We start from the raw sequence: 541 nt of genomic DNA on the forward strand, positions 1-541 counted from the left end.
AGAGCCGGGGCCACCTGCTTAACCAACCGTCCCATCAACTCATCCGCCACGTCGAGCAACAGCGTGTCGACGCCGGGATAATGGCGAAAGAAGGTCGCGTAGCCGACTCCGGCCTGAGCGACGATACGTTGCGCCGTGATCGAATGCGCGTCGCCGTCTTGCAACAGCGCCAGCATCGCGTCGCGCAGCAGCGAACGGGTTCGCGTAACACGAGCGTCCACGCCCTTTTCGCTATTGCCCCTTTTATGAGCCACAGTAGATCATATATAGCGGACCTTGGAGTAAAGGAGCAAAGCGATGAGTTCGTATTCCACGCTATCGCGCGAACCGTCCAGCGGGGTCGACGATCTCCGTGATGATCGAAAAAGCATTCCATCGCAGCCCATGGGTCGCGGTTGCCCAGTCCAGTCTTTTTCAGAAGCACGCGCGCTACTCCGGGACGATGAGCTGCATCAGGCCAGTTTCCGCGCTGATCTGATGGCAAGGTTCAGCGACGAGCGCTTTGCGCCGATCATTTTCCAGCACGGTGAGCGCCATCGCC

The 541-nt window shown here is 59.3% G+C and carries 1 protein-coding gene; it reads right to left on the reverse strand.

The window, feature by feature from the left end:
- Positions 1 to 221 (reverse strand): TetR/AcrR family transcriptional regulator (locus AACY49_RS30240; RefSeq protein ID WP_339527920.1); only part of this gene is annotated, 221 nt, incomplete at its 3' end.
- Between the last annotated feature and the right edge of the window lie 320 nt (positions 222 to 541).

The organism is Pseudomonas sp. EL_65y_Pfl2_R96, from assembly GCF_963970905.1.
Classification (GTDB): domain Bacteria; phylum Pseudomonadota; class Gammaproteobacteria; order Pseudomonadales; family Pseudomonadaceae; genus Aquipseudomonas.